This window comes from Dechloromonas sp. TW-R-39-2 (genome assembly GCF_016864195.1).
Lineage (GTDB): Bacteria > Pseudomonadota > Gammaproteobacteria > Burkholderiales > Rhodocyclaceae > Azonexus.
Genome location: NZ_CP045202.1, coordinates 3,076,187 through 3,099,639, shown reverse-complemented (window position 1 = coordinate 3,099,639; position 23,453 = coordinate 3,076,187). Strand labels below are relative to the sequence as shown.

The 23,453-nt window shown below is 55.4% G+C and carries 25 protein-coding genes; 21 read left to right on the top strand and 4 right to left on the bottom strand.

The genetic code is table 11. The features are described 5' to 3' along the window. The first annotated feature begins 25 nt into the window (after window positions 1-25). The 6 genes from GBK02_RS14990 (at window position 26) to GBK02_RS14965 (ending at window position 5,865) form a co-directional block, all read left to right on the top strand. Complete coding sequence (locus GBK02_RS14990) at window positions 26-1,267, top strand: site-specific integrase (RefSeq protein ID WP_203467412.1); 1,242 nt, start codon at window positions 26-28, stop codon at window positions 1,265-1,267. A gap of 12 nt (window positions 1,268-1,279) precedes the next feature. Then, window positions 1,280-1,693 carry a hypothetical protein gene (locus GBK02_RS14985; protein WP_203467411.1) on the top strand — a complete coding sequence of 138 codons (414 nt, stop codon included), beginning with the start codon at window positions 1,280-1,282 and terminating at the stop codon, window positions 1,691-1,693. A gap of 201 nt (window positions 1,694-1,894) precedes the next feature. Next, window positions 1,895-2,083, top strand: coding sequence for an AlpA family transcriptional regulator (locus GBK02_RS17080; protein WP_203467410.1), 189 nt, complete (start codon window positions 1,895-1,897; stop codon window positions 2,081-2,083). Next, window positions 2,083-2,517, top strand: coding sequence for a hypothetical protein (locus tag GBK02_RS14975; RefSeq protein ID WP_203467409.1), 435 nt, complete (start codon window positions 2,083-2,085; stop codon window positions 2,515-2,517). Before GBK02_RS17080 ends, GBK02_RS14975 begins: the two co-directional genes overlap by 1 nt. Before the next feature lie 76 nt (window positions 2,518-2,593). Beyond that, window positions 2,594-5,062, top strand: coding sequence for a VapE domain-containing protein (locus GBK02_RS14970; protein WP_203467408.1), 2,469 nt, complete (start codon window positions 2,594-2,596; stop codon window positions 5,060-5,062). 335 nt (window positions 5,063-5,397) lie between these two features. Then, window positions 5,398-5,865 (top strand): hypothetical protein, encoded by a 468-nt coding sequence (locus GBK02_RS14965; RefSeq protein WP_203467407.1) that lies wholly within the window; start codon window positions 5,398-5,400, stop codon window positions 5,863-5,865. 3 nt (window positions 5,866-5,868) lie between these two features. Here the strand turns inward: GBK02_RS14965 and GBK02_RS14960 are convergent, their stop codons facing one another. Next, the gene (locus tag GBK02_RS14960; protein WP_203467406.1) at window positions 5,869-6,390 is read right to left on the bottom strand and encodes a hypothetical protein; all 522 of its coding nucleotides are present in this window, start codon (window positions 6,388-6,390) and stop codon (window positions 5,869-5,871) included. A gap of 456 nt (window positions 6,391-6,846) precedes the next feature. Here GBK02_RS14960 and GBK02_RS14955 point away from each other — a divergent pair, with 456 nt between their 5' ends. The 5 genes from GBK02_RS14955 to tatC all read left to right on the top strand — a co-directional run bounded on the left by GBK02_RS14955 (window position 6,847) and on the right by tatC (window position 9,031). Continuing rightward, entirely contained in the window at window positions 6,847-7,173 is a 327-nt protein-coding gene (locus GBK02_RS14955) for a phosphoribosyl-ATP diphosphatase (RefSeq protein WP_203467405.1), read from the top strand. Beyond that, the gene (locus tag GBK02_RS14950; protein ID WP_203467404.1) at window positions 7,170-7,520 is read left to right on the top strand and encodes a histidine triad nucleotide-binding protein; all 351 of its coding nucleotides are present in this window, start codon (window positions 7,170-7,172) and stop codon (window positions 7,518-7,520) included. The genes GBK02_RS14955 and GBK02_RS14950 overlap by 4 nt, the downstream gene beginning before the upstream one ends. Before the next feature lie 9 nt (window positions 7,521-7,529). Further along, window positions 7,530-7,763 (top strand): Sec-independent protein translocase subunit TatA, encoded by a 234-nt coding sequence (tatA, locus tag GBK02_RS14945; RefSeq protein ID WP_203467403.1) that lies wholly within the window; start codon window positions 7,530-7,532, stop codon window positions 7,761-7,763. A 78-nt stretch (window positions 7,764-7,841) separates the two neighbouring features. Then, window positions 7,842-8,210, top strand: a complete 369-nt coding sequence (gene tatB / locus GBK02_RS14940) for a Sec-independent protein translocase protein TatB (RefSeq protein WP_203467402.1) — start codon at window positions 7,842-7,844, stop codon at window positions 8,208-8,210. Then, entirely contained in the window at window positions 8,207-9,031 is an 825-nt protein-coding gene (gene tatC, locus GBK02_RS14935) for a twin-arginine translocase subunit TatC (protein WP_203467401.1), read from the top strand. Before tatB ends, tatC begins: the two co-directional genes overlap by 4 nt. Here tatC and GBK02_RS14930 read toward each other — a convergent pair whose 3' ends face one another. Then, on the bottom strand, window positions 9,032-9,835 hold the full coding sequence (locus GBK02_RS14930; RefSeq protein ID WP_203467400.1) for a class II glutamine amidotransferase: 804 nt from the start codon (window positions 9,833-9,835) through the stop codon (window positions 9,032-9,034). It abuts the gene before it with no gap. A gap of 4 nt (window positions 9,836-9,839) precedes the next feature. Then, on the bottom strand, window positions 9,840-10,991 hold the full coding sequence (locus tag GBK02_RS14925; RefSeq protein WP_203467399.1) for a Do family serine endopeptidase: 1,152 nt from the start codon (window positions 10,989-10,991) through the stop codon (window positions 9,840-9,842). 14 nt (window positions 10,992-11,005) lie between these two features. On the opposite strand from GBK02_RS14925, the gene GBK02_RS14920 reads away from it, so the two are divergent. Beyond that, the gene (locus GBK02_RS14920; RefSeq protein WP_203467398.1) at window positions 11,006-11,752 is read left to right on the top strand and encodes a Nif3-like dinuclear metal center hexameric protein; all 747 of its coding nucleotides are present in this window, start codon (window positions 11,006-11,008) and stop codon (window positions 11,750-11,752) included. A gap of 74 nt (window positions 11,753-11,826) precedes the next feature. Continuing rightward, window positions 11,827-12,528 carry a fumarylacetoacetate hydrolase family protein gene (locus tag GBK02_RS14915; protein ID WP_203467397.1) on the top strand — a complete coding sequence of 234 codons (702 nt, stop codon included), beginning with the start codon at window positions 11,827-11,829 and terminating at the stop codon, window positions 12,526-12,528. Window positions 12,529-12,599: 71 nt separating this feature from the next. Here the strand turns inward: GBK02_RS14915 and paaK are convergent, their stop codons facing one another. After that, window positions 12,600-13,901: a phenylacetate--CoA ligase PaaK gene (gene paaK / locus GBK02_RS14910; protein ID WP_203467396.1), complete on the bottom strand. Its 1,302-nt coding sequence runs from the start codon at window positions 13,899-13,901 to the stop codon at window positions 12,600-12,602. A 107-nt stretch (window positions 13,902-14,008) separates the two neighbouring features. On the opposite strand from paaK, the gene GBK02_RS14905 reads away from it, so the two are divergent. The 8 genes from GBK02_RS14905 (at window position 14,009) to GBK02_RS14870 (ending at window position 23,443) form a co-directional block, all read left to right on the top strand. Continuing rightward, window positions 14,009-15,349 carry an MATE family efflux transporter gene (locus GBK02_RS14905; protein ID WP_203467395.1) on the top strand — a complete coding sequence of 447 codons (1,341 nt, stop codon included), beginning with the start codon at window positions 14,009-14,011 and terminating at the stop codon, window positions 15,347-15,349. A gap of 136 nt (window positions 15,350-15,485) precedes the next feature. Beyond that, on the top strand, window positions 15,486-16,646 hold the full coding sequence (gene sucC / locus GBK02_RS14900) for an ADP-forming succinate--CoA ligase subunit beta (protein ID WP_203467394.1): 1,161 nt from the start codon (window positions 15,486-15,488) through the stop codon (window positions 16,644-16,646). Window positions 16,647-16,657: 11 nt separating this feature from the next. Beyond that, entirely contained in the window at window positions 16,658-17,551 is an 894-nt protein-coding gene (gene sucD, locus GBK02_RS14895) for a succinate--CoA ligase subunit alpha (RefSeq protein ID WP_203467393.1), read from the top strand. 63 nt (window positions 17,552-17,614) lie between these two features. After that, the gene (locus GBK02_RS14890) at window positions 17,615-18,316 is read left to right on the top strand and encodes a TerC family protein (protein ID WP_203467392.1); all 702 of its coding nucleotides are present in this window, start codon (window positions 17,615-17,617) and stop codon (window positions 18,314-18,316) included. An 11-nt stretch (window positions 18,317-18,327) separates the two neighbouring features. Then, window positions 18,328-19,281 carry an ornithine cyclodeaminase family protein gene (locus GBK02_RS14885; protein ID WP_203467391.1) on the top strand — a complete coding sequence of 318 codons (954 nt, stop codon included), beginning with the start codon at window positions 18,328-18,330 and terminating at the stop codon, window positions 19,279-19,281. A gap of 86 nt (window positions 19,282-19,367) precedes the next feature. Beyond that, entirely contained in the window at window positions 19,368-21,914 is a 2,547-nt protein-coding gene (locus GBK02_RS14880) for a CHASE2 domain-containing serine/threonine-protein kinase (RefSeq protein WP_203467390.1), read from the top strand. A gap of 5 nt (window positions 21,915-21,919) precedes the next feature. After that, entirely contained in the window at window positions 21,920-22,735 is an 816-nt protein-coding gene (locus tag GBK02_RS14875; protein ID WP_239003058.1) for a Stp1/IreP family PP2C-type Ser/Thr phosphatase, read from the top strand. Window positions 22,736-22,750: 15 nt separating this feature from the next. Beyond that, window positions 22,751-23,443, top strand: coding sequence for an FHA domain-containing protein (locus GBK02_RS14870; protein ID WP_203467388.1), 693 nt, complete (start codon window positions 22,751-22,753; stop codon window positions 23,441-23,443). Window positions 23,444-23,453 lie beyond the last annotated feature (10 nt).

Genomic DNA, 23,453 nt, shown 5'->3' with positions numbered 1-23,453 from the left:
GTTTGGCTACTCATTGGGGGATGGCGTGGGACTGCTGACAGATGTTCAGATACGGCACTGGGTGAAGGCTGGTGAGCCCATTGCAAAAAGCGATGGCGATGGCCTGACATTTACCTTGTCTAAAGGCGGCACGGCTGCATGGGTGCTTCGCTATCGCTTAGCTGGCAAGCAGAAGGAAAAGACCATCGGCAGGTTCCCCGATGTTTCCCTGAAGATGGCTCGTGAGATTGCTGCAGAGGATCGTGTAAAGGTTCAGCAGGGCATCGATGTAGCCAGAGAGAAGCAGATCGATAAGCGTGAATCAGCATCTGCATGGACGGTTCGCCAGCTTGCTGCTGACTATGAGTCAAAGGTTTTGGCTGGCCTAGCCCCCGCTACGATTGCAAGCCGGCACCAGAAAATCAGGGACTATGTCCTGCCTTCTATTGGGTCTTTGGCTGCAAAGGATGTGACCGGCGCTGATGTGGTGCAGATGCTGGAGAAGGTAGCCGACAAGTCCCCCAAGTTGGTTAAGTCTTGCCTAAGTGCTGCGCGGTTGGTGCTGGCTCACGGGCTGAGTAAGCATATTCTTGCCGGAGATCCTTGCGCTGGGATTTCCGTTGCCGCTATCGCCGGTCAAGGTGCGAAGGGGGTGAGAGATCGCGTAATGCTGTCCGATGTGGAGTTAAAGGCAGTGTTGCCCACTCTGGCTCAGTATGGCCGCATCAATGAACTGACCGTCAGAATCCTTCTATCAACTGCTGTACGTATTCAGGCGCTGATGCTGGCTGAGTGGTCACATATCGACTTCACCGCAAAGACTTGGACCATTCCCCCCGGTGATGGTCGGAAGTCTGACCGTGAGTTTGTCGTGCCGTTGCCTGACGTGGTGGCGGGGTATTTTGCAGAGCTACAGGTAATGTCTGGTAATTCTCGCTTTGTGCTGCCTATCTTGAAAAAGATGAAGGGCAAGGAAAGCGATGACCACATGAGGCAGCAAACGATAAATGAAATGCTGCATCGCTTGTGCGATGGCTTGGCTGGGAAGGTTAGGCCGTTTACGCCCCATGACCTCAGATCAAGTGCTAGAAGTCATTTCAGCGTTTTAGGTGTGCCGGTCACAGTGGCAGAACGTTGTTTGAACCACTCTTTAGGCGGCTTGATTGCGATCTATGATCAGCATGACTACTTGGACGAACGTCGCAGGGCGCTAGAGATGTGGTGCGCGAAGTTGGCTGTACTGGAGTCAGGTGCTGACAATGTTGTTGTGATTAATAGGACTGCTTGAGTTGGGGGGGTTATGAATAAACCGATGATTCAACCAGAGAGCGGACAGGTTATTTGTATAACTAGTATTTGGGCTGACTATTGCAAAGGGCTAGTAAGTGCTGAATGTGTTTCGTGGGCCTATCTTGTTGGTCTAAATGTTTTTGGTGAAATACATGAAGCATCTGATCTCACTTTGTATGAGGCTGTATATAGTGATACAGATGGCTATAAAGAAGAGTTTGGATGTGAGAGTGGTTTAAATGATTATCTATCGCGTGATGTGTATGAGTTCCAATTTTGGTGGGCTGCTCATTCTAGATTAGATGAGCCTACTGAGTTATATGATGCGTGCTATTCGCTTGCTGATAAGCATCAATCACCATCGGATTTTATCCTTGAGCGTGTGTCGGAATGGCGCATTAAAAAAACGCTTGCAATATTATGAGGATTAACGAGATAATGAGTGCCTCAAGAAATTTTTGAGCATGTTTTAGACCACTAAAACAGAAGGTCGGAGGTGATAGCTAATTGCCTCCCGCGAATGACAAAGACACTGACATCGATAATGGCTTACGCAATGGAATCCCTCTAACTGGGTTCGTTGTCGCATGTGTCGATTAACGGCCCTCCTAATTCAGGAGGCCATATGGCAACCGATAAATTTTTGCAGCAAAAAAGTGTTACGCAAGTGACCTCATGCAGCCGCGCCACGATATACCGTGGTGTTCGCGCTGGAACCTTCCCCGCCCCCGTTCGTATAACTGAACGTCGCGTTGCATGGCGCGAGAGTGATGTGCAGGCGTGGATTCAATCCCGTGTTCAGGGGGGGGCGTGATGAGCTACCTTGACGACGAAGAGAAGAAGCGCCTAGCCGGGTGGGGGCAGGGTAAAGATGCTGCTCAGATCAAAAGCGATGTAGTTGAGATGGCTTGCGCAGTTGCAGGTATTGCCAAGCCGAGTAACCCAAATAGCAAGATTTCTGATCTGGCATTGGCATTCTTCTACGATATTCCTTATACAGCAGAGTTTTCAACTGTGAGAATTCTCGCATTCTTGAAGCTGCTGTTTGCAATGACTTGGGCATTTATACGCGTTGATTCATTGGTAACGATTGTTAGTAATGATCGTTGTTACCAAATGGCAAAAGTGCTTATCGGAATGAGTATCGAGTCGCTGCAAGACTGTCTGATTCAGCTTGAGTCAAATAAAGCGAATTACGACAAGGGTCAAGCAGAAAAAAGAAAAGCCGACTCTGATCTGTCGGCTTAAATAAATCCCTGAGTACAACGGAGCGGTTGTGGCCGCTCCAAATAGCCCGGATATTATAGCCGGGAAAGGAATTGCTATGTCCGTTGAAATGAAAAGCAGTAAAACGGCAGACGGTTATTCTGCTGTTTTGGTTGATTGCGATGTTATCCAGAAGACCCCGATTGCTGGACTCAGATCACAGTGGGGTGTGTGGTGTGGCGTCTGGCGCGATGGTCAAGAGAAGGTCGGGAAGTTGCCACACAACGGGAGCGGGAAGGCTATCAGCGTTGATGACCCGGATAGTTGGCTGACCTTTGGTGAGGCACGCAATCTGTATGAGTCCGGTGGTTATGATGGTGTCGGCGTGCTGATGAGTAGTCTTGTCGGTTTCGTCGGCATTGATCTTGATGACTGCATCGGTGCTGATGGCCGCCCCAATGCTGAGCATCGGGAGCTTGTTGAGGCATTCGTTAAACTGAAAGGATATGTTGAACTGAGTCCTAGTGGTAAAGGGTTGCGCCAATTCATCCGAGGAAAGCTTCCCACTGGTTACAAGCAGAAAATCAGTATTGGCGAAATTTACGACTACAAGACGACACGCTACCTGACAATGACCGGGGTCGTATGGCCTGCTTGGAAGCGGGAGCAGGGCGGCCCGTATGAGGTTGTCGAGAATCAGGCAGGCCTTGTTGCTTTCCTGTCGCAGTGGTGGGAAAAGGTTGCCGCACCTAAATCGATAGTCCGTGACGATGACATTCCCATCGTGCAACGTTCGGTGGCTGAGGTGCTGGCGCTGTTGAAACGGCACAACCAACAAGGGAAGGTTACGCGCTTGCTTGATGGGGATACGACCGACCATAGCGGCGACCATTCAAGTGCAGACCTTGCTTTGTCTTGTCATATCGCCTATTTCAGCCGTGACCCTGTTGTTATTGATGCAGTTATGCGTGGCTCTGGTCTGATTCGTCCGAAATGGGACGAGATGCGAGGGGCTGAAACGTATGGACAACGGACAATCCATGAAGCATTGGAGCGTCAAGGGCGTAGCTACGATGCTGATCAGTCTGAGAGAAAAAGTGAAGAGCAAAAATCTAAAGCGGATAGATCGAAGCTGAAGAGGCAGGGCGCTGAGTTCCTCGTTGGTGGTATTGACGATCTTCTTACGTCAAACGGCAAAATTCGCTCTGATGCTTGGGTTGCATGTGAATTGCTTCTGCGTGATAAGCGTCTGATCGGAGCAATGCACTTTGATGAGTTTTCCGGCTACGCCATTTGTAACCGCCCCCTGTCAGGTGTTCTTCAGGACAGGACTGCCCCTAATCATATTGGCCGTATTGACGATGACATGCTCGACGCCTTCTGTCGGTGGATTGCGCGTCAATGGGGGTTGTCGCTGAATAAGGATCAGACAGGTGCTGCGGTCTTTGCTTTCGCCCGGTCCGTTCGGGTGAACCCAGTGCTGGATTGTCTTAACACCCTCGAATCACAGTGGGATGGTATCCCCCGTCTTGATGCTTGGCTGAGGGATTGCTGCAATGCGGTGGTGAGGCATGACCACGACGGCGACATTAGCGAATATGTAGCCGCTATCGGTAGCAAGTTTCTTATCTCTGCTATTGCACGAGCTTTTAACCCCGGATGCAAGGTTGACACTCTCTTGGTGCTGGAAGGGGCGCAAGGTGCAATGAAATCATCGGCAGCGCGTGTCATTGCTGAGGTGATCGGCGCTGAGTACTTCAGAGAGGCGTTTCATTTGGCCGGTAGCAAAGATGACTACATTGCATTGCGTGGACGATGGATCGTCGAGTGGGGTGAGCTTAGTGGCATGAGTCGAAGTGATCGCAATGAGTTGAAAACATTCGCTACCAAGCAATGTGACCCCTACCGTCAGCCGTGGGACAAATTGGAGAGAGACTGGCCGCGCTCGTGCGTTTTCATCTGTACAACCAATGACGATCAGTATCTCTCTGATCCCACGGGTAATCGCCGCTTCTGGCCGGTGAAGGTGGGGCAGATTGATATTGCTCGACTGCGCCGGGATGCCCCGATGATTTTGGCTGAGGCTGTGGTGAGGTACAAAGCAGGTGAGCGTTGGTGGTTTGATGACAATGACCCGCGTGACCAACGTTTGATGAGAATGGCAGAACGTGAGCAGGCCAAGCGAGTTGGTGGGACATTTTTTGGGGAGGTTGCCGCTGACGTTGCTGACGCTTTGGTGTGTGGTCGTCTCTCATATACAAACAAGGCCGGTGAGCTTGCGGAGGCTTTGCCGTGGGACAGGTTCAGCCGTAATCAAATCATTGAATGGCTGAGCCAGTATGCAGGTGCTAAGGGTGGCACTCCCCATGACGACGACAAACAGCAAAGAATCAGAATCGATGACTCAAATTGGAGTCGCGTGACTGCTGGCTTGATCGAGGCGGGGTGGTGGAAAACTAAAGTCAGCAATTACGTATGGTCATTGAAGCCCGAACGCCTTGAGGCGCTGCGCCAGATTCATGGCCGCGACATTGGCCCTGCAGAATCCCCAATGAGGAGTGCAAAGCGCAACAAAAGGGAGCCCTGACGGTGACTGTGACTGATGGTGTTGGCATGGTCGTTTCACCATGTGAAATTCAGGAAAGGGGCAGGGAGGCAAACGCAGAAAAATAGGGATGCCCCCCTCCCTAGCTTGTAACGCTGACTGGGTCGCCATTTTGAGGGTTTTACCCAAAAAGGGCAGGGAGGGGGAATTCACTAGTAGATAGCCCGTTAGACCGCTACAGACCGTTGTTTGCTGTAGTCAGGGATAGGGGAGCCCCTGTGAATCTAAAGAGAGTTTGAGTGGTGGTAGGGGGAGGCTATTTTTCTATAGCCATAGGAATCAGCCCCCTCCCTCCCTCGTGATTTGAGGAAGTGGCAATGAATCGCAACGAATTGGTTGATGTGCAGCAACAGGCTGCTACAGCGTTGAGTGCTGGTGCTAGGTTGGCAGCTAGAGCGGCAAATATGAGGTCAGGACAAGGTGTGGCTGCCAGACCCAGTGGCGCAGAGCTGGGGGCGCTATTGTCAAACCCTTCAGCGTTTTGGGCTGGCGCTGTTGCCGTTGAGAGCTATGGTGACGGTGATACTGTTCAATCTCTTGCGCTGGCTTCTAAATATGCGGCCGCGCAGTTGGCGGTGGGTGATCTCGGATTTGTTCGGGAGAGTTTGTTAGGCCAATCACAGTGGCTTTCCGTGATGGCCGTTAAATTGATGCAACGGGCAGAAGGTGAGAGGCATGAGCAGGCGGTAGGGCTCATGAAGCTTGCACTATCTGCTCAGAGGCAGGCGGCTGCCACTATGGCGACGGCGGCGGCATTGAATAAGTTGCAGCCGTCCCCTGTATGATGCTTACTCGTTATTTAGATAAGACAAAAGCTCATTGTTGTTCAGAATATCTACTGCCGCTTGAGCTATAACGTAATCAACTGCTGTTGCTGGTCTGTAATTGTGTCCGATTATGCGGGAGTCAACATTTATGATTTTCCCGTTACCTAATCTAACCTCGATAGTTGATAAGTAGTGGTAGTTCCCATTGACTTGATTGTGTAAGTCGTAATCTACCACTCTCACTTCAGCCCACTTGCTTACACTCTCTGTTGTGTAATTTCTTCTTTGTAATTCATTTGTTATTTGAGTAACAAGCTTGTCGGAAATGTATTGCAAAGAAGAGTCCCAGTAGTGGGCTGTTTGCGCTGTGTGGCTTACGGTGATTTTTGTGTTGTCCGTTTTGCCTGATGTAACTCGTATTGATCTGTTTTGTGACTTTGATGTGAGTGCTGGCAAATTAAGAGCAGCTGCATCTATTCGGTGCTCTTCCCAAGAGTAGTCGTGATGAATTGAGCAGCCTGAAATGCCGATGTAGGCAAGCAACGTTAGGTTGGTAAATTTGCAATAGAGGGTTTTGTGTCGCACTTGGTGTTGTGTACTGGGTGACTGAGGGGCGATTATTCCATAGGGTTTTACGTTCAAGGGATTGAAAAATTTCGAAATGGAATTTTTTTCTGTTGTGACATTGGCGAGCCATGACGACGTTATGGCTCTTCGAAAGTTACCCCGTCTTACTCGGTGGCTGCTTCCTTTCTTCTAAAAGTGTCATTTCCTTTTCTGTGAGCTGGTAACTCTCTTCCTCTAAAAGTGTCAAAGAAGGAGATAGAGCTATTCAGGTGTCCCACGGCTGACGATAGTGTGTTGCTAGGGTAGAATTGTTCCCATTGATCTAGTTGTGTGTAGCTACGTAAGTAGTTAAGCCATATGCTGCAGGCAGAGTGCTATAGGCAGGGCTGCTTGCAGAAGGACTTTAAAAGACCCTAAGGAAATTTACGCAAAATGAGCACGCATGACATCCTGCACCGGTTGTCCGAAACGCTGGCCTCGCGCCGCAATGCCGACCCGGAAAAATCCTATACCGCCAAGCTTTTCTCTGAAGGCCCGGATTCGATCCTGAAAAAAATCGGCGAGGAATGTGCCGAATTGATCATGGCCGGCAAGGAAGGCAAGCGCCTGAAAATCGTCTGGGAATCGACCGACGTCATTTATCACGTTCTGGTCCTGCTCGCCTTTTATGGCCTGACCATCGAAGACGTGTCGCAGGAAATGCGTCGTCGCGAAGGAATCTCCGGTATTGACGAAAAGGCTGCCCGGGGCGCGAAGTGAGCGACTGTATTTTCTGCAGGATCGTTCGCGGAGAAATTCCGGCCAGCAAAGTCTATGAAGACGAGGAAATCCTCGCTTTCAATGACATCAATCCCCTGCGTCCGGTGCATGTGCTGGTGATCCCGAAAAAGCACATTACTTCGCTGGCGACCGCAGGCGTAGACGATACCTTGGTGCTTGGCCGCATTCTGGCCAAGGCCAATGAAATTGCCTGTAGTCAAGGCAGTGCCGATGGCTTTCGTGTCATCATCAACACAGGTCGGGTGGGGCAGCAGGAAGTGCCGCATCTGCACGCACATATCGTGGGCGGTACGGACCCGGTGGGTCCGATGCTCAAACGTATCTAGGAGATATCCATGGGCAGTTTTTCCATTTGGCACTGGCTGATCGTACTGGTCATCGTCATGCTCGTATTCGGTACCAAGAAGCTGCGCAATGTCGGCCAGGATCTGGGCGGCGCCGTGAAGGGATTCAAGGACGGCATGAAAGAGGCGACCGCCACTGACAAGCCTGCAGAAGAAGCCAAGCCGGCTCAGCAAGTTAGCGGCCAGACGATTGACGTCGAAGTAAAGGAAAAAACCAAGAGCTGAGCGGATCGATCTGCGGCGGATGGCGATACTGCCAGTTCTGCCGGTTGATCGCACGATCCCTGATGCTGGTTATCTTTTATGTTCGATATCGGTTTTTCTGAACTCATCGTCATCGCGATCGTCGCGCTGGTTGTCATCGGTCCGGAGCGCTTGCCCAAAGTAGCCCGGACACTCGGCCATCTGCTTGGTCGCGCCCAGCGCTACGTCAATGATGTCAAATCGGACATCAATCGGGAGATTCAGCTTGATGAGCTGAAAAAACTGCAATCGCAGGTGACCGAGTCTGCCCGTTCGCTGGAAAGCTCCGTGCGTCAGGAGTTCGATGCTGCACGCAGCGTGGTTGAGACGCCGGTGCAGTCCGTGGCGGCGGAAGTCGAGTCTGCGGCTTCGGTGGTTTCGTCGGAGACGCCATTGCTGTCCGAAACAATGAATAAACCTGTGGCATGAACGACTCTCAAGAAAACGCAACGGCAGAAGAGTCGTTTATCTCGCACCTGGTGGAACTGCGCGATCGTCTGCTGCGCAGCCTGATTGCTGTTGCAGTCGTGCTTGGCGTGCTTTGTTTCTATCCTGGCCCGGGAGAGATTTACGACATGCTGGCTGCGCCGCTGACGCAAGCCTTGCCTGAAGGCACCAAGATGGTGGCGATCGGTGTCATCACGCCCTTCATGGTTCCGCTCAAGGTCACGGCCATGGTGGCTTTTGTGCTTGCCTTGCCGTTTATCCTTTATCAAGCTTGGGCTTTTATCGCGCCGGGCCTCTATGCCCACGAAAAACGCCTGGGCGTACCGCTGATCATTTCCAGTACGCTGCTTTTCGTGCTCGGCATGTCTTTCTGTTACTTCTTCGTTTTCGGCCAGGTGTTTCATTTCATATCAAGCTTTGCGCCGAAGAGCATTACGCCAGCGCCGGATATCGAAGCCTACCTGTCTTTTGTGATGACCATGTTCCTGGCTTTCGGTCTGGCTTTTGAGGTACCGGTTGCACTGGTCGTGCTGGTCAAGCTGGGGGTTGTGACCGTCGAAAAGCTCAAGGAATGGCGCTCTTATTTCATCGTCGGTGCTTTTGTCGTGGCCGCCGTGGTAACGCCGCCGGATGTCGTTTCACAATTGGCGCTGGCGATTCCGATGTGCCTGCTCTACGAGCTTGGCATTCTTGCTTCCCGCCTGGTTTCCGGGCCTGCCGCGGTTGACGCCGGGCAACAGGCAGATTTGACTGGCGAGATGGACAAGGCGGAAGAAGCGTTCCGCAATCTTTCCGGCAAATAATCAGCGTTTTTTTTCTGGGCCGGGCAGTGTGGCCAAGGTCTGCACAGGAAGCCCCTCGTCGAACCACCACAAGGTTCCTGCCGGCATGTTCTGCCAGCATTCATTGTCGGTCAGTGGTTGCGTCGCGATCACAGCGACGCGGTCTTCCGGATTGGTCACCGCGTTGAAGTCGACCGTGACATCCTGATCGTTGAGGTGTGCCTGGGCAAATGGCGCCTGGCGGACGATGTAATTCAGCTTGGTTGAGGCGTGGGCGAACAGGCTGTCGCCTTGCGAGAGCAGGAAATTGAATTCGCCATGACGGGCGATTTCCACGGTCAACTTCTGCAGGGCGTTAAAAAGCAGGCTGTGCTCAGGGGCGCAGCTGCCGAACTGCTGGCGCAATTGCTGGAGCAGCCAGCAGAAGGCGCGCTCGCTGTCTGTCAGTCCGACAGGCATGAAGCTGCCGTCAAGCGCTGGGTCGAAGTCGATCAGGTTGCCGTTGTGGGCGAAGATCCAGTAGCGACCCCAAAGTTCGCGCATGAATGGATGGGTGTTTTCCAGACCTATCGATCCTTGCGTTGCCTTGCGGATATGCGCAATGACATTCTTGGAACGGATCGGGTAGGCGCGAACCAGTTCGGCAATCGGCGAGCTGCACGACGGTTGTGGATCGAGAAAAATCCGCGTGCCCTTGCCTTCGAAAAATGCAATTCCCCAGCCATCCGAGTGCACATCCGTCGCTCCACCGCGCGCCTGAAAGCCGGTAAAGGAAAAACAGATATCGGTCGGGACATTGCAGTTCATCCCGAGCAACTGGCACATGGTCTTATTCCTTTTCCAGCCGCATGGGCGGGCGTTTGCCGATTTTTACCGGCAGTTCGACGATGGTCTTGTCGCGACGCAGGCGGAAGCTGGAGCGCTCGTCGGGCTTGAGTGCTGCAATCAGATCCAGCATGACTTGCGGGTCCTTGACGGCTTTGCCGCTGACCGCAAGCAGCACATCTCCCGGGCGGATACCGGCGCTGTCAGCCGGGCTGCCCCGGACGACGCCGGCAATCAGGGCGCCTTCGGTGTCCGGTAACCCGAATGATTCAGCCAGTTCGGCCGTGATTTCCTGTGCTTCAACGCCAATCCAGCCGCGTGTTACCGTGCCGTTCTGGATAATTTGTTCCATGATGCTTTTGGCGCTGGAAACCGGGATGGCGAAACCGATGCCATGCGAGCCGCCGGTGCGTGAATAAATCGCCGTATTGATGCCAACCAGATTGCCATTGACGTCGACCAGCGCTCCGCCGGAGTTGCCGGGGTTGATCGCCGCATCCGTCTGGATGAAGTTCTCGAAGGTGTTGATCCCCAGGTGCGAGCGGCCCAGTGCCGACACAATACCCATGGTGACGGTCTGGCCGACGCCGAACGGGTTACCGATGGCCAGCACGACGTCGCCGACGCGCAGGCTGTCCATCTGGCCAAAGGTGATGGCGGGCAATTTTTCAGCCTTGATCTGTAGGATGGCCAGGTCGGATTCGGGGTCGCTGCCGACGACCCGAGCCTTGTAGGTATGGCCGTCATTGAGCGAAACCTGAATATCGTCAGCGGCTTCGATCACGTGATAGTTGGTCAGGATGTAGCCGTTGGCGCTGACAATCACTCCCGAGCCAAGGCCGGAGTTGCGCTGGGCTTGTCCTTCCGGGCGGTCGCCGAAGAAGTGACGGAAAATGGGGTCCTCGAACAGCGGATGGCGCTGCTGCTTGATTTCCTGCGTTGTGTAAATGTGCACAACGGATGGTAGTGCGGCACGCGAGGCATCGCGGTAAGACCCTGGGGCGCGGCCTTCTCCATCACCGGATAGCGGCGCTTCCTGAAGGGCAACCACGGCCGGGCGTTGTCCGATCCACTCTGGTTTGAGCGTGGTCACGACAAATAGAATGGCAACCGCGATGGTTACCGTTTGTGCAAAAATCAGCCACAACCTCTGCATGAAAGACCGTATCAATGAAACGTGAAGAACTGGTGAAGTATCTGGATGGGCTGCTTGAGCCCGGAAAGTTCAGGGATTATTGCCCAAATGGCCTGCAAGTGGAAGGACGCGACGATGTCGTCCGCATCGTTGCCGGGGTGACCGCCAGCCAGGCATTGCTCGATGCAGCAGTCGCCTGCCAGGCTGATGCAGTGCTGGTGCACCACGGCTATTTCTGGAAAGGTGAAGATGGCCGGGTGGTCGGGATGCGCAAGCAGCGCCTTGGGACTTTGCTGCGGCACGAGATGAGCCTGATTGCTTACCACTTGCCGCTCGATGCGCATCCGGTTCTGGGCAATAACGCGCAGTTGGCCAAAATGTTCAACTGGCAGCCGGAAGGATATTTTGGCGAGCAGGATATCGCCTGGTTCGGCCGGGTGGGCGAAAATACCTTGCTGGGTGATCTTGCACAGCAAATCGAGAAAACGTTGCAACGAGTTCCGCTGGTGATCGGCGATGCTTCACGTCCGGTCAGACGCATTGCCTGGTGCTCCGGCGGTGCGCAGGGATACTTCGAACAGGCGATTGCGCAAGGTGTCGATCTCTATGTTTCTGGCGAGATCTCCGAGCAGACGGTTCATCTGGCGCGCGAAAGCGGTGTGGCCTATATTGCAGCCGGTCATCACGCAACCGAACGTTATGGTGTCAAAGCGCTGGCGGAACATCTGGCGGAACAGTTCGGGGTGTCCTGCGAGTTTGTCGATGTGGCCAACCCCGTTTGAGATAGCGGTTCTCTTGGTCCTCGTCGATCTTTGTTGCACACTGATGCTCCCCCGTTTCTTTTCGGATACCGATCATGAGCTACGTTTTTCCGCCTGCTGCCAATTCATCTCTGCCCGTTGCCGGTACTGAGCAGCGCTTTCCCGTACGCCGCGTGTTTTGCGTCGGGCGAAATTATGCGGAACACGCACGCGAGATGGGGGCTGCCGATCAGGCTGAAGGATTGGAGCCGCCATTCTTTTTCATGAAGCCAGGTGATGCCGTGGTCAGTGGTGAGGGTGAGATTGCAGTGAACTACCCGCCGTTGACGAGCAATCTGCACCACGAAATTGAACTGGTTGTGGCGTTGGGCAGTGGTGGGGCGAATGTCACGGTCGACGCCGCAAAAGCGATGATTTTCGGTTATGCCGTGGGGCTTGATCTGACGCGCCGGGATCTTCAGGCGCGGGCCAAGGAAAAGGGACATCCCTGGGATATGGGGAAAGGCTTCGACCAATCCGCCGTTTCCGGTGTCGTGCAGCCAGCAGCGCAGATCGGCCATCCCGCTGCCGGCCGGATCTGGCTCTCGGTCAATGGGCAGATTCGTCAGGAGGGAGATCTCGATCAGATGATGTGGAAAGTCGCCGATGTGATCGCCAATCTGTCGACTTTTGTGCGGCTTGAAGCGGGGGACCTGATTTATACCGGCACGCCGGCAGGTGTCGGCCCGATCGTTCCCGGCGACCGGCTTGAGGCCGGGGTGGATGGCGTGGCTGGCTTGCGGGTTCGTATCGTTTGATTTGACGCCAGCACCAAGCGGCGAAATCCCGGATGACAGGGATCTCGCCGTGCTTGCCCAGACGGTGCTGTTTACTTTGGGCGCTTGTCGATTACCCGCTTTGCCTTGCCGATCGATCGCTCGATGCCGCCGGATTCGATGATGTCGATCCGGGCAGAAATGCCGATATAGGATTTGATATGGTGCTGCAGGTCGTGCGCCACAAACTCCTTTTCGGCTGCGCTGGTAAATTCGAACTCAGGCTTCAGTTCGACATTGACCTTCATCGAATCCAGATGCCCGTCACGGCTGACTTCCAGAATGTAGTGTGGCGACAGCTTCGGCTGCCTGAGAATCAGCTCCTCGATCTGGGAGGGGAAGACATTGACCCCACGGATGATCAGCATGTCGTCCGAGCGGCCGGTGATCTTGCCGATCCGGCGCATGCTCCGGGCGCTTGGCGCAAGCAGGCGTGTCAGGTCACGCGTGCGGTAGCGGACGACCGGCATGGCTTCCTTGGTGAGCGACGTAAAAACCAGTTCGCCCTGGCTGCCTTCGGGAAGAACCTCGCCGCTCAGCGGGTCGATGATCTCCGGGTAGAAATGATCTTCCCAGATTACCGGGCCATCCTTTGACTCAATGCACTCGTTGGCCACGCCGGGGCCGATGACTTCGGACAGCCCGTAGATGTCGATGGCATCGATGCCGAAAATTCTTTCGATTTCACTGCGCATGGCATCCGTCCAGGGTTCTGCTCCATGAATGCCGATGCGCAAGGCCGTGCTGCGAGGATCAATACCCTGGCGGCGGAATTCGTCAGCGATATTGAGCATGTACGATGGGGTGACCATGATGATGGCCGGCTTGAAGTCGCAGATCAGTTGAACTTGCTTCTCGGTTTGGCCGCCAGACATCGGAATTACGGTGCAGCCGAGTTTTTCGGCACCGTAATGCGCGCCCAGACCGCCGGTAAATAATCCGTAGCCGTAGGCCACGTGGACAATGTCACCTTTGCGTCCGCCGGATGCGTGAATCGAACGGGCAATCAGGTCGGCCCAAGTGTCGATATCCTTTTGTGTGTAACCGACGACGGTCGGCTTGCCGGTTGTACCACTTGAGGCGTGAATGCGGACAACTTCTTCACGCGGCACGGCAAACATCCCGTAGGGGTAGTTGTCGCGCAGGTCCTGCTTGGTGGTGAATGGGAATTTGGCCAAGTCATCCAGTGTGTGGAAATCATCCGGGTGGATTCCGGCGGCGTCAAACTTTGCTTTGTAGTGACTGACATTGTTGTAGGCGTGATTCAGTGTCCAGCGCAGGCGTTCGACCTGAAGTGTGCTTATTTCGTCGCGACTGGCTGTTTCTATGTCATGCAATCCATTTTTTGATTTCATTTTCTCCCCCTTTTTTTATCGATTGTCATGTTTCGTGCGACCTCCCTGCTTGAGCCAGATCAAGCCTCTTTCGCATTTTTTAGTGGCGACCATGCGACAATTGACTGATGTTTTTAGTCGCTGCACGCGGGCTGCTGGCCCATGCTTTTCCTATCCTGATTGCCCAGTTGTCTTCCATCGGCATGATGGTGGTCGATACGGTGGTGCTGGGTCATGTCAGTCCGATCGACCTGGCTGCTGTCGCAATCGGCGGGGGCATTTATATTTCACTCGTTTTTGCCCTGGTCGGTATCTTGCAGGCCGTTGCGCCGGTCGTCGCACATCTGCATGGTGCAAAGCGGGATGGCGAAGTGGCCGCCGTGCTGCAGCAAGGGTTTTGGCTAGCCTTGTTGCTGGCGGTGCCCGGCGTACTTTTCCTTCTTCATCCGGGTGGTGCTCTGGCCATGGCGGAAATGGATCCCGCGGTCGACCTCAAGGTTCGGCAATATTTGGCATTGCTGGCCTGGGGCTTGCCGGCCGCGCTTTGCTATCGAACTTTCTACGCATTTTGCAATGCCCTGGGGAAACCGCGAGTCCTGATGGGGATCGGTTTGTATAGCCTGGTCTTGCACGCCGTGCTGGCTTGGGGGCTTGCGCAGCAAGGGTGGTTTGGCGAGCCGCTCGGTGTGGCGGGGTGTGCATTGTCGAACGTACTGATTGCCTGGCTGGCATGCCTGTGCGGTGCCGCCTATCTTCACTTCGGCCCTCTGGGGGCGCGTTACCGGCCCTTTGCCAATTGGCAGAAACCGCGTCTGGCAGCTTGGCGCGAGCTATTGCATCTTGGTGTTCCAATGGGACTGTCCAACCTGGTTGAAATTACAGCCTTTACGCTGGTCAGTCTCTTTGTCTCCGCGCAGGGGGCAACGGTTGTCGCCGGCCATCGAATCATCGCCAATCTTTCGGCGCTGACTTATATGCTGCCGCTTTCCCTGGCGATTGCGACAATGGCGACGGTGGGCCAGGCGGTCGGGGCGCGCAACTGGGCTTTGGCGCATCAGGCGACCCGGGTCGGAATGATCCTGGGGGCGGTCTTTTCGTTGCTGGTCAGCATGCTGCTGTGGCTGACCATCGAACCGTTGTTGACCGTCTATACGGACGATGAAGCTGTACGTGCAGTGGCGCGCGGCCTGATCGTCTTTCTCGTGGTCTACCAGGTTTTTGATGCCATTCAGACTATTGCCGGGCATGTTTTGCGAGCTTACCGGGTGACCTTTGTCCCGATGTTGGTTCAGACCTTCTGCTTTTGGGGCGTCGGCCTGCTGGGCGGCAACTGGCTGTGCTATTACGGGCCTCGGCCCATGGGCGTGGCTGGTTTCTGGCTGGCATCGGTGCTGAGCCTTGTCGTTGCCGCCGGCTTGCTTTTGCCGTTGATGAAAAAGGCGATGGAAGCCGCAGGAAGGTCTCCGTAATTATGAATTTTGGACTGCAATAATTTTTGCTGTATGTGGTAACATTTTGGGCTGAAGTCCGTATAACCGGGCGGGGCTAGGGGGGACTTTGGCCACTGCTCATTGCTCGCAACTCAACTAAACGCAAGGAAAGCGCATGAAAATTCACGAATATCAGGGCAAACAACTCCTGAAGAAATTCGGCGTTACGGTTCCGCGCGGGATTCACTGCACGACCGTCGATGACGCAGTCAAGGCAGCCGAAACCCTGGGCGGCAAGGTATGGGTCGTCAAGGCTCAGATCCACGCTGGTGGCCGTGGCAAGGGCGGTGGCGTCAAGGTCGCAACCTCGCTGGAAAAAGTGCGCGAATACGCCGGCCAGATCCTCGGCATGCAGCTGATCACGCACCAGACCGGTCCGGAAGGCCAGAAGGTTCGTCACCTGCTGATCGAAGAAGGCGCCGACATCCAGCACGAATACTACGTTGCAGCATTGACCGATCGTGCTACCCAATCCGTTGCCATGATGGCCTCGTACGAAGGTGGCATGGATATCGAAGAAGTGGCCCACAACACGCCGGAAAAGATCGTCAAGGTCTTCATCAATCCGCTGGTTGGCCTGACCGATGCACAAGGCCTTGAGCTGGCCAAGGGCATGGGCATGCTGGAAGCTTCGATTCCGCAATGTATCGACACGCTGAAGAAGCTGTACACCTGCTACATGGAAACGGATGCTTCGCTGGCCGAAATCAATCCGCTGATCCACGAAGCCGACGGCACCGTCAAGGCAATTGATGCCAAGTTCAACTTCGACTCCAACGCCCTGTACCGTCAGGAAGAAATCGTCGCCATGCGCGACCTGGACGAAGAAGATGCCGACGAAATCGAAGCTTCCAAGTTCGATCTGGCCTACATCTCGCTCGACGGCAACATCGGCTGCCTGGTGAACGGTGCCGGTCTGGCCATGGCCACGATGGACACCATCAAGCTGTTCGGCGCCGAGCCGGCCAACTTCCTCGACGTCGGTGGCGGTGCCACGACCGAGAAGGTCACCGAAGCCTTCAAGATCATGCTCAAGAACACCAAGGTCAAGGGCATCCTGGTCAACATCTTCGGCGGCATCATGAAGTGCGACACCATTGCCGCTGGCGTTGTCGCTGCTGCCAAGGAAGTGAACCTGTCCGTGCCGCTCGTCGTGCGCATGAAGGGTACCAACGAAGACATGGGCAAGCAGATCCTCAAGGATTCCGGTCTGCCGATCATCTCTGCCGATTCCATGGCTGAAGCCGCCACCAAGATCGTTGCTGCGGTCAAGTAAGGAGCTATTGAATGTCCATTTTCATCAATAAAAACACCCGCATCATCACCCAGGGCATCACCGGCAAGACCGGCCAGTTCCACACGGAAAAGTGCCAGGAATACGCAAACGGCAAGGAATGCTTCGTTGCTGGCGTGAACCCGAAGAAGGCTGGCGAGTCGATCTTCAACATTCCTATTTACGCCTCCGTCAAGGAAGCTGCTGCCGAAACCGGCGCCACCGTTTCCGTGATCTACGTGCCGCCCCCGGGTGCTGCCGCCGCGATCTGGGAAGCTGTTGAAGCCGATCTGGATCTGGCCATCTGTATCACCGAAGGCATCCCTGTTCGCGACATGCTGATCCTGCGCAACAAGATGAAGGAAAAGGAAGCCAAGGGCGGCAAGAAGACCCTGCTGCTCGGGCCGAACTGCCCTGGTCTGATCACCCCGGACGAAGTGAAGATCGGCATCATGCCGGGTCACATCCACCGCAAGGGTCGTATCGGCGTCGTTTCCCGTTCCGGCACCCTGACGTATGAAGCCGTTGGCCAGCTGACCGAAATCGGTCTGGGTCAATCTTCTGCCGTCGGTATCGGTGGCGATCCGATCAACGGTCTGAAGCACATCGACGTCATGAAGGCCTTCAACGACGATCCGGATACCGACGCAGTCATCATGATCGGCGAAATCGGTGGTCCTGACGAAGCCGAAGCCGCCATGTGGTGCAAGGAAAACATGAAGAAGCCGGTCGTTGGCTTCATCGCTGGTGTCACGGCTCCGGCCGGCAAGCGCATGGGCCATGCTGGCGCTCTCATTTCCGGTGGTGCCGACACGGCTGATGCCAAGCTCGCCATCATGGAAGAGTGTGGCTTCAAGGTCACCAAGAACCCGTCCGAAATGGCCAAGCTGCTCAAGGCTATGCTGTAAAATTCGAGCTTAGCTCAACCAAAAAGGCGGGCCTTGGGTCCGCCTTTTTTTCGTCTGATATTTATGGAACTTGACCTCTCTTCTGCAGCATTCTGGATTGCCGTCGGCCAGATCATCCTGATCGATATCGTTCTTTCCGGCGATAACGCTGTCGTGATCGCGCTGGCTTGTCGTGGCCTGTCGCCTGATCAGCGCAAGAAAGGCATTTTCTGGGGTGTTGCCGGGGCGGTTGTGCTACGTGTCATCCTGACCGTTTTCGCGGCTCTGGTGATGAATTTGCCGTGGCTCAAGTTCATTGGTGCGCTGTTGCTGATCTGGATTGCCATCAAGCTGATGTTGCCGGAGGATGATGACGGGCCGGAGATCAAACCATCCTCGCATCTGTGGGGAGCGGTCAAGACGATCATCGTGGCTGATTTTGTAATGAGCCTGGACAACGTGATTGGCGTAGCCGGTGCGGCACACGGCAGTCTCGCCCTGCTGCTTTTTGGTCTGGCGGTGAGTATTCCCCTGATTGTCTGGTCGAGCCAGTTGATTTTGCACTGGATGGAACGTTGGCCGGCAGTTGTCTTGTTCGGTGCCGGGTTGCTCGGCTATGTGGCTGGCCAGATGTTGTTGAGCGATCCCGGTTTGCTGGGGCTTCTGCCGCCGCTGCCGGAATGGGCGCCGAAGGTGGCCGGGGCAGTAGGTGCCTTGCTGGTGGTTGGTTTCGGACGCTGGCTGGAACAGCGCATCCTGGCCCGCCAGGATCTGACCATCGTTTGAGATGAAATGCCATGGCCCTGTTTCTTTCCGAAAATGATGTAAAACAGCTGTTGACCGTGGAAATGGCCCTTGAGGGGGTCAAGTCGGCGCATCATGACCTGTCCATGGGGCTGGCCCAGGACACGCCGCGAGTGCGCAGTCGTTTGCCCCAGACCGTGCTGCACATGCTGCAGGGCGCTTTGCCGGCGCAGGGCGTCCTCGGTTACAAGGCGTATACCAGCAACCGGAGCGGCAACCGATTTCTGGTTCATCTGTTCGATGCGGCCTCCGGGCGTTTGCGGGCCGTGATCGAGGCGGATTATCTCGGCATGATGCGTACCGGCGCTGCCAGCGGATTGGCCGCCAGGCTGCTGGCCCGGCCGGATGCCTCGGTGGCCGGTGTTTTCGGGGCCGGCTGGCAGGCCGAGGGACATGTCAGGGCGATTTGTGCCGCTTTGCCGCTGCAATTGGTCAAGGTTCATGCACGCAAGGCGGACAAACTGCATGCTTTTTGCGAACGAATGACGGCACAAACCGGCGTCAATGTTGTGCCTGTTGCCTCGCCAGAGGCGCTTGTGCGCGGTAGCGATCTGCTCGGTACCGTGACCACCGCCGCCCAACCTTTGTTTGCTGCCGAATGGCTTGAGTCTGGCGTCCATATCAATGCGGCTGGCTCGAACTCGCTGATTCGGCAAGAGCTCGATGAAGCCACTATCCGGCGTTGCGACCTGATCGCCGTCGATGCCGTTCCAACGGCGCTGGCCGAGGCGGGCGATTTGCTGCCGCTGCTTGAGAAAGGTCGCTTGCATGCCCGGCAATTGATCGAACTGGGCGATATTCTCGTCGGGCGCCAGACCGGACGTGCCGCGCCAGAGCAAATCACGCTATTTGAATCGCAGGGCATGGCGATCCAGGATCTGGCCATCGCCTTGCGCGTCCTGAATGCTGCCGAGCAACAGGGACTAGGGCAAGTATTACCGTATTGAGGGGCGTTTGACCTCATGTGCGCATGGCGCAAGAATGAGGGCCGCAGAAAGTCGGTATGAATCGGTAGTCACAATGGATGGGGCGAATGGCAAAAGCAGCTTTCTGGAAGTCCGACTGGTTTCTCGGCGTGGCAATCAGCCTGCTGATGCTTGTTGCTGGTGGGACCGATCTCCTGCAAAGCCTGGAGCGCAAGGCGTACGACATGGGCGTGCAGATGGCGCAGCGCACCCCTTCCGACCGTATTGCAGTCATTGCAATTGATGATTACAGCATCGCCAATCTCGGACGCTGGCCGTGGCCCCGCGATCTGCATGCCAAGCTGACCGACCAGTTGCGCACGGCCCCCGCCAAGCTGGTTGCCAACACTATTTTCTTTTCCGAGCCGCAAATCGACCCCGGTTATGGTTACGTCACCCGTCTGATCGAGCTGGTTAACCAAGGCGTTGCCGAAGGGACTGCCCCGACGCCGGAAATCGAAAAGATCGCCGCGCTGTTGACCGAGGCCGAACAGGCGCTGAATACCGATCGGAAACTGGCGGAGAGCTATCAACAGGCGGGCAATGTCCTGTTGCCCTTGCTGTTCCGTTTGGGCGAGGCACAGGGGAGGGCCGACAAGGTCTTGCCGGATTTCGTCTTGAAAAATCGTCTTGCGACGATTGGCCAGGGGCTGGGTAGTGTGCTCCAGGCGGGGCAAATACAAATTCCGGTTGAGCCGCTCGGGCTGCAGGCGGTGGCGCTGGGGCATCTCAATGCCAGTCCGGATATTGACGGTGCGGTGCGTACCGAGGCCTTGGTGCTCAATTATTTCGACCAGTATTTTCCTTCGCTGGCGCTGATGATCGCTGCTCGTAGCCTGAATCTGGGGCCGGAGGATATCAAGGTGCTGCCCGGTAAGGAGGTTCGTCTCGGCAAGCTGCGTATCGCCACGGATTTGACGAGCCAGATGAATACCTTTTTCTACAAGGAACGCGACGGTCGACCGCCATTTCAGGTCGATTCTTTCTACGACGTGCTGACCGGGAAAATTCCGGCCAGCAAATACGCCGGCAAGATCGTGCTGGTTGGTGCAACGGCCGCTGGTGTCGGCGCCACCCAGGTGACCCCGGTTTCGCCGACCATGGCGCCGGTGATGATCGTGGCGCATTCGGTGTCGAGCATCCTGCAGGAGCATTTTTTCGTGACGCCGGCCTGGGGAGGCTGGGCCAGTCTGGGCGTCTTTGTGTTGATGGCCTTGTATGTCACCTTGCTGTTGCCGCGCCTGTCGGCCGGCAAAGGTGCCTTGCTGACTTCCGTTCTGTTGTTCGTTTTGTTCGCCGCGCACTACCAGATGATGGTGCTTTCCGGCTTGTGGATACAGCTGATGTGGGCCGCTTCGCTTCTGGTGATCGGCCATTTGTTGCTGACCACCAAGCGCTTTTTGGTGACCGAGCGGGGCAAGGAAAAATCGGATATCGAATCCGGTGAATCGAACCGCATGCTGGGGCTTGCCTTTCAGGGGCAGGGCCAGCTCGACATGGCTTTCGACAAGTTCCGCAAGTGCCCGATGGATGAAGGGCTGATGGAGAACATGTATAACCTGGCACTGGATTACGAGCGCAAGCGCCAGTTCAACAAGGCCGAGGCGGTGTTTCAATACCTGATCGGGTTCAATCCGAAGTTTCGCGACCTGACGACCCGCCTCAAGGTCGCCCGTCAGATGTCCGAAACCGTGATGCTGGCCGGCGGCCGGGGCCAAACGGCAACGGGAACGCTGATGCTGGGTGATACGGTTCTCGAAAAGCCAATGCTGGGCCGTTACCAGATTGAAAAAGAGCTCGGCAAAGGTGCGATGGGGGTGGTGTACCAGGGGCGCGATCCGAAAATCAATCGGGTGGTTGCCATCAAGACGATGGCCCTGGCTCAGGAATTCGACGAAGATGAACTGGCCGACGTCAAACAGCGTTTCTTCCGGGAGGCAGAAACGGCCGGGCGCCTGAATCACCAGAATATCGTCACCATGTACGATGCCGGTGAGGAACAGGATCTGGCCTATATCGCCATGGAGTTTCTCAAGGGGCGTGATTTGATGCCCTACACCAAGACTTCAGCCCTGCTCCCGTTGCCGGCTACCTTGTCGATCATGGCCCGGGTTGCCGATGCCCTTGATTACGCGCATGCACAGCAGGTGGTGCACCGCGATATCAAACCCGCCAACATCATGTATGAAGTGGCCTCGGATCAAGTCAAGGTGACCGATTTCGGCATTGCCCGGATTACCGACTCATCACGGACCAAGACCGGGATGGTGCTGGGCACACCCTCCTATATGTCGCCGGAGCAACTGGCCGGCAAGAAGATCGATGGCCGTTCGGATATTTTCTCGCTCGGCGTTACGCTGTACCAGTTGTGCTGCGGTCAACTGCCTTTTTCCGGTGATTCTCTGGCGCAATTGATGTACAAGATTGCCAATGAAACCCAAACCGATATCCTGACGATCAATCCAGCCCTGCCGCAGGCGCTCGTCGATGTCATCAACAAGACGCTGGACAAAAATGTTGCCCAGCGTTATCAACGAGCTGCCGATGTGGCAACGGATTTGCGATCCTGTCTCGCAGCGTTGATTGCGCTACCCGCCGGACGGACTGAGGAATGAATGCTATGAATCTTGCAGTGGGCCTGGAGATGGTGACGCAAACCCATCCGGGCAAGATCAGAACCCATAACGAAGATGCATTGTATGCCGATGCAGCACTGGGGCTGGCCATCCTGGCGGATGGCATGGGGGGCTACCGGGCGGGTGAAGTGGCCAGTGGGATGGCGGTCAGCCAGATGGCGACTAATTTTGCCAGCCTGATTCCCGCTTTTGAGGCCAAGCACGAAGCGATCGATGATGCGCGCGCCAATCTGCACCTGATCGACGAGGTCATTGCCGCCAACTCGGCCATCCATCTCGCTGCCAAGAACCAGCCGCGCTGTGCCGGCATGGGCACGACCCTGGTTGCCGCGCTGTTTTATGGCGACCGGATGAGCGCCGTGCACGTCGGCGACTCGCGACTTTACCGGCTGCGTGGCGAACACCTCCAGCAACTGACGCGCGATCACTCGCTGATTCAGGAGCAAATTGACAGCGGTTTGATTTCGCCGGAAGAGGCCAGGCAGTCGAATAACAAGAACCTGGTGACGCGGGCGCTGGGTGTCGATCCTTCCGTCGAGCCGGAGGTCAATAGTTTCGACGTCCAGACTGGCGATGTTTTCCTGCTCTGCTCCGATGGCCTGAACGACATGGTCGAGGATGAAGATATCGCCCGTTTGCTGAGTCAGGCCGACGATCTGACCCGAACTGCCGATGAGCTGGTCCGGATGGCTAACGATAATGGTGGCTGGGACAATATTTCAGTCATTCTGGTCAAGGTGGCCGCTGATAATTCCACGACACAGGGACGCTGGCACAAGCTGCGTAACTGGCTTAAGTGATGTGACGAGAACAACATGGCAAAACTGATTCTTTCGATGGACGGGCTGGTGCTCAAGGAAATCGTGCTCAACAAGGAGCGCCTGACCATCGGGCGCAAACCTAACAATGACATCCAGATCGACAATCTGGCAATTTCCGGCGAACACGCGGCGGTGGTCACCATCCTCAACGATTCTTTCCTGGAAGACCTGAACAGCACCAACGGTACACTGGTCAATGGTCAGCCGGTGAAGAAGTATTTCCTGCGGAATAACGATGTGGTCGAGCTCGGTAAATACAAGCTCAAATACATGACCGACATGTCCACCAGCGCGAGCAGCGATATCGACAAGGCAGCCATGCGTCGTTCTGGCGGGCGGGCCGACCTGCTGATGTCGCCCATGGATTCGCCGGCCCGTTCGAATGTCGGTGCTGCACCGGCAACGCCGCAGGCTCCCCATGTAGTGGCCGGCTTCATCCAGCTCCTGAGTGGCGTGAATGCCGGTAAGGAACTTGAACTGACCAAGACCCTGACGACACTCGGCAAACCCGGCCTGCAGGTGGCGGTCATCGCCAAGCGACCCAACGGGTATTTCATTACTCATGTTGAAGGTACGCAGTTTCCTGTGGTCAATGGCATTCAGCTCGATGCCCAGGCGCGTGCGCTGGGCGATCATGACGTGATCGAAATTGCCGGCATCAAGATGGAATTTTTCTTCAAGTCATGACTGGCTGACT

Excerpts from the sequence above, each read along its gene's own strand:
- sucD (WP_203467393.1), top strand. The coding sequence starts at position 16,658 with ATGTCCATTTTCATCAATAAAAACACCCGCATCATCACCCAGGGCATC.
- GBK02_RS14925 (WP_203467399.1), bottom strand. The coding sequence starts at position 10,991 with ATGCAGAGGTTGTGGCTGATTTTTGCACAAACGGTAACCATCGCGGTT.
- sucC (WP_203467394.1), top strand. The coding sequence starts at position 15,486 with ATGAAAATTCACGAATATCAGGGCAAACAACTCCTGAAGAAATTCGGC.
- GBK02_RS14880 (WP_203467390.1), top strand. The coding sequence starts at position 19,368 with ATGGCAAAAGCAGCTTTCTGGAAGTCCGACTGGTTTCTCGGCGTGGCA.
- tatB (WP_203467402.1), top strand. The coding sequence starts at position 7,842 with ATGTTCGATATCGGTTTTTCTGAACTCATCGTCATCGCGATCGTCGCG.
- GBK02_RS14975 (WP_203467409.1), top strand. The coding sequence starts at position 2,083 with ATGAGCTACCTTGACGACGAAGAGAAGAAGCGCCTAGCCGGGTGGGGG.
- GBK02_RS14870 (WP_203467388.1), top strand. The coding sequence starts at position 22,751 with ATGGCAAAACTGATTCTTTCGATGGACGGGCTGGTGCTCAAGGAAATC.
- GBK02_RS14875 (WP_239003058.1), top strand. The coding sequence starts at position 21,920 with ATGAATCTTGCAGTGGGCCTGGAGATGGTGACGCAAACCCATCCGGGC.
- GBK02_RS14930 (WP_203467400.1), bottom strand. The coding sequence starts at position 9,835 with ATGTGCCAGTTGCTCGGGATGAACTGCAATGTCCCGACCGATATCTGT.
- GBK02_RS14920 (WP_203467398.1), top strand. The coding sequence starts at position 11,006 with ATGAAACGTGAAGAACTGGTGAAGTATCTGGATGGGCTGCTTGAGCCC.
- GBK02_RS14915 (WP_203467397.1), top strand. The coding sequence starts at position 11,827 with ATGAGCTACGTTTTTCCGCCTGCTGCCAATTCATCTCTGCCCGTTGCC.
- GBK02_RS14970 (WP_203467408.1), top strand. The coding sequence starts at position 2,594 with ATGTCCGTTGAAATGAAAAGCAGTAAAACGGCAGACGGTTATTCTGCT.
- GBK02_RS14955 (WP_203467405.1), top strand. The coding sequence starts at position 6,847 with ATGAGCACGCATGACATCCTGCACCGGTTGTCCGAAACGCTGGCCTCG.
- GBK02_RS14885 (WP_203467391.1), top strand. The coding sequence starts at position 18,328 with ATGGCCCTGTTTCTTTCCGAAAATGATGTAAAACAGCTGTTGACCGTG.
- tatA (WP_203467403.1), top strand. The coding sequence starts at position 7,530 with ATGGGCAGTTTTTCCATTTGGCACTGGCTGATCGTACTGGTCATCGTC.
- tatC (WP_203467401.1), top strand. The coding sequence starts at position 8,207 with ATGAACGACTCTCAAGAAAACGCAACGGCAGAAGAGTCGTTTATCTCG.
- paaK (WP_203467396.1), bottom strand. The coding sequence starts at position 13,901 with ATGAAATCAAAAAATGGATTGCATGACATAGAAACAGCCAGTCGCGAC.
- GBK02_RS14985 (WP_203467411.1), top strand. The coding sequence starts at position 1,280 with ATGAATAAACCGATGATTCAACCAGAGAGCGGACAGGTTATTTGTATA.
- GBK02_RS14905 (WP_203467395.1), top strand. The coding sequence starts at position 14,009 with ATGTTTTTAGTCGCTGCACGCGGGCTGCTGGCCCATGCTTTTCCTATC.
- GBK02_RS14965 (WP_203467407.1), top strand. The coding sequence starts at position 5,398 with ATGAATCGCAACGAATTGGTTGATGTGCAGCAACAGGCTGCTACAGCG.
- GBK02_RS17080 (WP_203467410.1), top strand. The coding sequence starts at position 1,895 with ATGGCAACCGATAAATTTTTGCAGCAAAAAAGTGTTACGCAAGTGACC.
- GBK02_RS14890 (WP_203467392.1), top strand. The coding sequence starts at position 17,615 with ATGGAACTTGACCTCTCTTCTGCAGCATTCTGGATTGCCGTCGGCCAG.